The organism is Arenimonas sp., from assembly GCF_019459675.1.
GTDB lineage: Bacteria > Pseudomonadota > Gammaproteobacteria > Xanthomonadales > Xanthomonadaceae > Arenimonas.
The window spans coordinates 1-5,617 of record NZ_JAIBFH010000224.1 but is presented as its reverse complement, the minus strand read 5'-3'; the positions used below and the strand labels follow the sequence as shown (position 1 = coordinate 5,617).

General features: G+C 70.2%; 5 protein-coding genes. 3 read left to right on the top strand and 2 right to left on the bottom strand.

Annotated features, from left to right (window positions below; all coding sequences use genetic code 11):
• Positions 1-303: 303 nt before the first annotated feature.
• Positions 304-2,418 carry a M13-type metalloendopeptidase gene (locus K0M70_RS07620; protein ID WP_290781178.1) on the bottom strand — a complete coding sequence of 705 codons (2,115 nt, stop codon included), beginning with the start codon at positions 2,416-2,418 and terminating at the stop codon, positions 304-306.
• A gap of 139 nt (positions 2,419-2,557) precedes the next feature.
• Between K0M70_RS07620 and K0M70_RS07615 the strand changes: the two genes are divergently transcribed.
• Entirely contained in the window at positions 2,558-3,208 is a 651-nt protein-coding gene (locus K0M70_RS07615) for a histidine phosphatase family protein (protein ID WP_290781175.1), read from the top strand.
• A gap of 90 nt (positions 3,209-3,298) precedes the next feature.
• On the opposite strand, the gene K0M70_RS07610 is transcribed toward K0M70_RS07615, so the two are convergent.
• Positions 3,299-3,478: a hypothetical protein gene (locus K0M70_RS07610; protein WP_290781174.1), complete on the bottom strand. Its 180-nt coding sequence runs from the start codon at positions 3,476-3,478 to the stop codon at positions 3,299-3,301.
• A gap of 85 nt (positions 3,479-3,563) precedes the next feature.
• On the opposite strand from K0M70_RS07610, the gene folC reads away from it, so the two are divergent.
• Positions 3,564-4,811 carry a bifunctional tetrahydrofolate synthase/dihydrofolate synthase gene (gene folC / locus K0M70_RS07605; RefSeq protein WP_290781173.1) on the top strand — a complete coding sequence of 416 codons (1,248 nt, stop codon included), beginning with the start codon at positions 3,564-3,566 and terminating at the stop codon, positions 4,809-4,811.
• A 60-nt stretch (positions 4,812-4,871) separates the two neighbouring features.
• A partial coding sequence (locus K0M70_RS07600; protein ID WP_290781172.1) for an SPOR domain-containing protein occupies positions 4,872-5,617 on the top strand: 746 nt, incomplete at its 3' end.

The following is a 5,617-nucleotide window of genomic DNA, read 5'->3' as shown; positions in this document are numbered from 1 at the left end:
CTGGGGGGCGAGACGGAAAAGGCGAGGGCGGTGGCCGCGGCGATGGCGCGCAGGCGGTACTTGCGGTTGGAGTTGGTCACGATGTCTGGATCCCCTGAATTGGTGCAAGGCTGGGCTTCAATCCGCCGACGTGGCGGTCCGTGTAAAGCGGTGCAGAGCCGGTAACCCGGGTTGGACCGGGCACACCGCCAAACTTATCAAACCTCAACGCGGCCGTGAGCCTTTTCCGGCCGTCCCCGTCAGGTTTTTTTCGAACACCCCGACCCCCGGACGGCCTGGCCGCCCGGGGAGGTCCAGCGCGTGTCACCAGATGACGACCCGGTCTGCCTCTGGCCGGACCATCTTGTCGCCGGGCTTGCAGGAGAACGCCTGGGCGAAGGCCGGCAGGTTCGACGGCGCACCGATGGCGCGGAACATGCCCGGCGAGTGCGGGCCGACCGTGATCTGCTGCTTGAGCTGCGCCTCGGTGAAGGCGATGCGCCAGACCGTGGCCCAGTTCATGAAGAAGCGCTGTTGCTGCGAATAGCCGTCCACCATCGGGTCGGTGAACGCATTGCCCTGCGCGGCGGTGAGCGCATCCAGGGCCACGGTCACACCGCCCAGGTCGGCGATGTTCTCGCCCAGGCCCAGCTGGCCGTTGACGAACAGGCCGGGCAGCGCCTCGTAGGCGCTGTACTGCGCCGCCAGCTTGCCGGTGCGGGCGTTGAAGTTCTCGCGGTCGGCGTCGGTCCACCAGTTGGACATGTTGCCCTTGGCGTCGAACTTGCTGCCCTGGTCGTCGAAGCCGTGCAGCATCTCGTGGCCGATCACCGCGCCGATGCCGCCGTAGTTGAGCGCATCGTCGGCGTTGGCGTCGAAGAACGGCGGCTGCAGGATGGCGGCCGGGAACACGATCTCGTTGGCGGTGGAGCGGTAGTAGGCGTTCACCGTCTGCGGGCTCATGCCCCACTCGCTGCGGTCCACCGGCTGGCCGACCTTGTCGAGGTTGAAGCGATAGTTGAACGCGCTGGCGGCCATCAGGTTGCCGGCATAGCTATCCTTGGCCACGTCCAGGCCGCTCCAGTCGCGCCACTTGTCCGGGTAGCCGATCTTGGGCGTGAAGCTTGACCACTTCTCGAGCGCGCGGGTCTTGGTTTCCGGGCTCATCCACTCCAGGTTTTCGAGGCGGCCCTTGAGGGCCAGCATCAGGTTGGCCACCAGCGCTTCCATTTTCACCTTGGATTCGGGCGGGAAGGCCTGTGCGACGTAAAGCTGGCCAAAGCCCTCGCCCATGCTGCCGTTGAGCGCGCCCAGGACGCGCTTCCAGCGCGGCGGCATTTCCTTTTGTCCGGCCAGCGTCTGGCGGTAGAACGCGAAGTTGGCGGTTTCGAACGCACTGCTCAGGTAGGGCGACGCGCTGTCGATGGTGCGGAAGCGCAGCCACGCCTGCCACTGCGCCAGCGGCACGTCGGCCAGCATGGCGTCGAACTCCTGGAAGAACTGCGGATGGGCCAGCGAGAACATTTCCGGCGCAGGCACGTCCAGGGCGGTGAAGAACGCGGTCCAGGAGAAGTTCGGCGTACTGGCGTCGGCGGCCTCCAGGGCCACCGGCACATAGCGCAGCGCCGGATCGCGCAGCTCCACGCGGCCCAGCGATGCCGTGGCCAGGCGGGTTTCGAACGCCAGCACCTGCTGCGCCTGCGCCTTGGCCGCTTCAGGCTCCGCGCCGGCCAGGCTGAGCAGCTTTTCCACGTGGAGAAGGAAGGCCGCGCGGGCCGTCTTGTAGTCCTCGCGATCTTCAAGGTAATAGGCCCGTTCGGGCAGCGACAGGCCGCCCTGCTGGGCGTAGGCGATGTTCATGTTCGAATCGGCGTAGTCGGCGCCGGCGTAGAAGCCGAACGCCATGCCCATGCCGTTGGCGTAGGCCTGGCCCAGGTAGGCCGGCAGCCCGGCGTTGCTGGTGATGGCGGCAATGCGGTCGAGTTCGGGCTGGATGGGCGTGATGCCGGCGGCCTCGATGGCGGCCTCGTCCATGCCGGCGGCGAAGAAGTCGCCGACCTTGCGCTCCATCGTGCCCGCCGGGTGCGCCGATGCCGCGGCCGCCTTGGCGATCTCGTGCTGGATGTGCAGCGAGCGCTCGCCCAGCGCCGGGAAGGCGCCCCAGGTGGTGCGGTCGGCCGGCACGGGGTTGGCGGCCAGCCACTTGGAGTTCACGAAGCCGTTGAAGTCCTGGCAGGCGGCGATGCTGGTATCCACATCGGAAGCCTGCAGCGAAATCGCAGGTGCGTCGACTTTCGAGAAGTCCACCTTCAGCGGCGCGACGGTGCCCGTCGGTGCAGCGGCGGCGGACTGGGCCGCGCCTCCGGTGTTCTGGCAGGCTGCCAGCGCAACCGTGATCGAGAAGGCGAGGGCAAGCGGCTTGATCGGGCGCAGGGTCATGGCGATCCAGAGGCGGAGGGAAGACGCCCGAGATTAGGGCATCGGGCATCCCGGGCGTGTAGGCCATTGGTCATGGTCCGCGGCTATGCCGGAGCCGGGGCGGACGCTACCATCGCGTGATCAAATGGGGAGTAAAAAGATGAAGGTGCTGCTGGCGCGTCACGGTGAAACGCCCTGGAATGCGGAAGGCCGCTACCAGGGCAAGCGCGACATAGCGCTTTCGGACAACGGTGAGCGCCAGGCGCGGCTGCTGGGCGACAGGCTGGCGGGCGTAGGCATCACGCACGCCGTGGCGTCTCCCCTGGGCCGCGCGCGCCGCACCGCCGAGCTTGCGCTGGGCGAGGCGCGAACCCCGATGCTCCGTTTCGATGAAGGCCTGATGGAAATCGGCCACGGGGACTGGGAAGGCCTGTTGGCCTCGGAGATCCGCGCGCGCGATCCCGTGCTGCTGCAGGCGTGGCGCGATGCACCTGAAACCGTGCAGATGCCCGGCGAAGGCGGCGAGTCGATCACCCAGGTGCTGGACCGCGCCTGGCCGGCGTTCGCGCGGGCCTGCGACGGACTGGGCGCCGACGACACCCTGCTGGTGGTGGCCCACGACGCGGTGAACCGGGTGATCCTGTGCCGGATCCTGGGCCTGCCGCTGGTGCGGATGTGGAGCTTCCGCCAGGCACCCACCACGCTCAACCTGCTGGAGGGCGAGTCGGTGTCGTCGCTGGACGTCGTGCGCATGAACGACTGCAGCCACCACACCACGCTGTTCGGCGAAGCGGTGCACCGCGCGCTCTGAGCGTGGCTACACCCGTGTGCGCGCCAGCCTCAGCTCAGTGAATTCTCGATTTACCGCGCCAGCGCCGCCAGCGCCGTCGCCAGGCCCGGCTCAGTCGGCTGAGGGGGGCGGGGCGCTGTCGTCGCCGGCGTCGGACCCGGCCTCGGGCTCGCCCTCGGCCGGTTCCCCGGCGCGCTTGCGGGCCGCCTTTTCGGCGTCCTTTTCGGCCTTTTTCTTCTGCTTGGCGAGTTCGCGCTGGCGCTTTTCGAATGAATAGTTGGGCTTGGCCATGGGCGGGCTCGGACTCGGATAGGGACAGGGCGCTAGTTTAACCCGCCGGCGCCGCCAATGGCCCCGGCCGGGCAATAATGGCGCCATGAAGCGTGACCTCGGCCAGTGGCTCGACTACCAGCAGACCCTGCACCCGCGCGACATCGCCCTGGGCCTGGAGCGCGTGGCCGCCGTTTCGCGGCAGCTGGGGCTGGGTCGCCCCGGAGGCTGCGTCATCACCGTGGCCGGCACCAACGGCAAGGGCTCCACCGTTGCCTTCATCGAAGCGATCGCGCGCGCGGCGGGGCTGCGGGTGGGTGCGTTCACGTCGCCGCACCTGCTGCGCTACAACGAGCGCATCCGGATCGACGGCCGGGATGTGTCCGACCAGGCGCTGGTGGCGGCGTTCGAGCGCATCGAGACGGCGCGCGGCGACATCGCGCTGACCTACTTCGAGTTCGGCACGCTGGCGGCGCTGATCGTGCTCGAGGACTCGGGGCTCGACCTGGCCATCCTCGAAGTCGGCATGGGCGGCCGGCTGGACTCCACCAACATCGTCGATCCGGACGTGGCGGTGATCACCACCGTGGACCTGGACCACCAGGCCTTCCTCGGCAACGACCGCGAAGCCATCGGTGCGGAGAAGGCCGGCATCCTGCGCGCGGGCAAGCCCTGCGTGCTGGCCGAAAAGGATCCGCCGTCGTCGGTGCTGCGCCGGGCCTATGAAATCGGCGCGTTTGCGATCCGGGGCCACAGCGACTACCTGCTGGACGACCGGCCAGAAGGCTGGCGCTGGCGCGAGCCGGGCTACCAGGTGGACCTGCCCAATCCGGGCATGCAGGCGCCGGCGCAGCGCGACAATGCCGCCGCCGCCATTGCCGCGCTGCGCGCATCGGACCTGCCCATCACCAAGGCAGCGATCCGCGAGGGCGTGCGGTCGGCGAAGGCGCCGGGCCGGCTGCAGCGGTTGCCCGGCCGGCCAGAGCGCGTGGTGGACGTGGCCCATAACCCCCAGGGTGCCCGCCAGCTGGGCGCGTGGCTGCACGCGCACCCGCGCCGGACGGTGGCGGTGTTCAGCGCGCTGGCCGACAAGGACATGGCCGGCATCGTCGCGCCGGTGGCGCCGCATGTGGTGGCCTGGCACCTCGGGCCGATCACCGACGCCGGGCCCCGTGGCCTGGACGCCGCAGCGCTGGCGGATCGGCTGGCGGGAGCGCTCGATCCCGCGCTGGTCCGCCTGCACCCCAGCCTGGCTGCGGCGCTGGCGGCGGCAGCCCAGGAGGCGGGAGCGGATGGCCGAGTGCTGGTCTTCGGCTCTTTCCACACCGCGGCTGAAGCCTTGGCCAGCGGCTGAGCCTTGGGGCGCGGCATCCCGGCTATAATTCGCGCCACTCCCCGGCCGGACCCCGCCCCAATGGATTCAGCCCTGAAACAGCGCCTGATCGGCGCCGCCGTGCTGGTGGCGCTGGCGATGATCTTCCTGCCCATGCTGCTCAAAGGGCCCGACACCGCCGAACCGGACGCCGCGCGCGTTCCGCTGGAGATGCCGTCGGCGCCCGACCAGGCCTTTGAAACCCGCGAACTGCCGCTGACCGCACCCGGGCCGGTGACCGCCGACGGCGGCGTGCTGGGCATGCAGACGCGCCCCGCCGCCAGCGACGACCCCAATGCCGTGGCCACGGTCGACCAGAGCGGCCAGCCTGCGGCGCGCACCGAGTTCGACCCGGCCGCCGAACCTGATCCCGTACCGGAGTCCGGCACCGTGCAGGCCGTGGATGCCGCCACTGGCCTGGCGGAATCGTCCGCGCCGTTGCCTGCGGCGGCGCCTGCGCCCACGGTGGTTCCGGCGCCGGTCGCCGCGCCCGCGCCTGCACCCGCCCAACCGCTGCCCGCCAGCGCGGCGGCCGGCCGCTACGTGGTGAACGTGGGCAGCTATTCCAACCTCGACAACGCCCGCGCGCTGGCCGATCGGCTGCGGGCGGCGGGGTTGCCGCTGAGCAGCGAGTCGGTGGACGTGTCCGGCAAGCCCGCCATGCGCCTGCGCGTGGGGCCCTACGGCGACCGCACGGCGGCCGAAGCAGCGCGCCTGCGCGTGGAATCGGTGGCCGGAGGCTCGGCCACCGGGGTGACGCTGGATGGCGGCGCCCGCGCCGCCGCGCC

Coding starts and splice junctions, on each gene's coding strand:
- K0M70_RS07620 (WP_290781178.1), bottom strand. CDS start 2,418: ATGACCCTGCGCCCGATCAAGCCGCTTGCCCTCGCCTTCTCGATCACG.
- K0M70_RS07615 (WP_290781175.1), top strand. CDS start 2,558: ATGAAGGTGCTGCTGGCGCGTCACGGTGAAACGCCCTGGAATGCGGAA.
- K0M70_RS07610 (WP_290781174.1), bottom strand. CDS start 3,478: ATGGCCAAGCCCAACTATTCATTCGAAAAGCGCCAGCGCGAACTCGCC.
- folC (WP_290781173.1), top strand. CDS start 3,564: ATGAAGCGTGACCTCGGCCAGTGGCTCGACTACCAGCAGACCCTGCAC.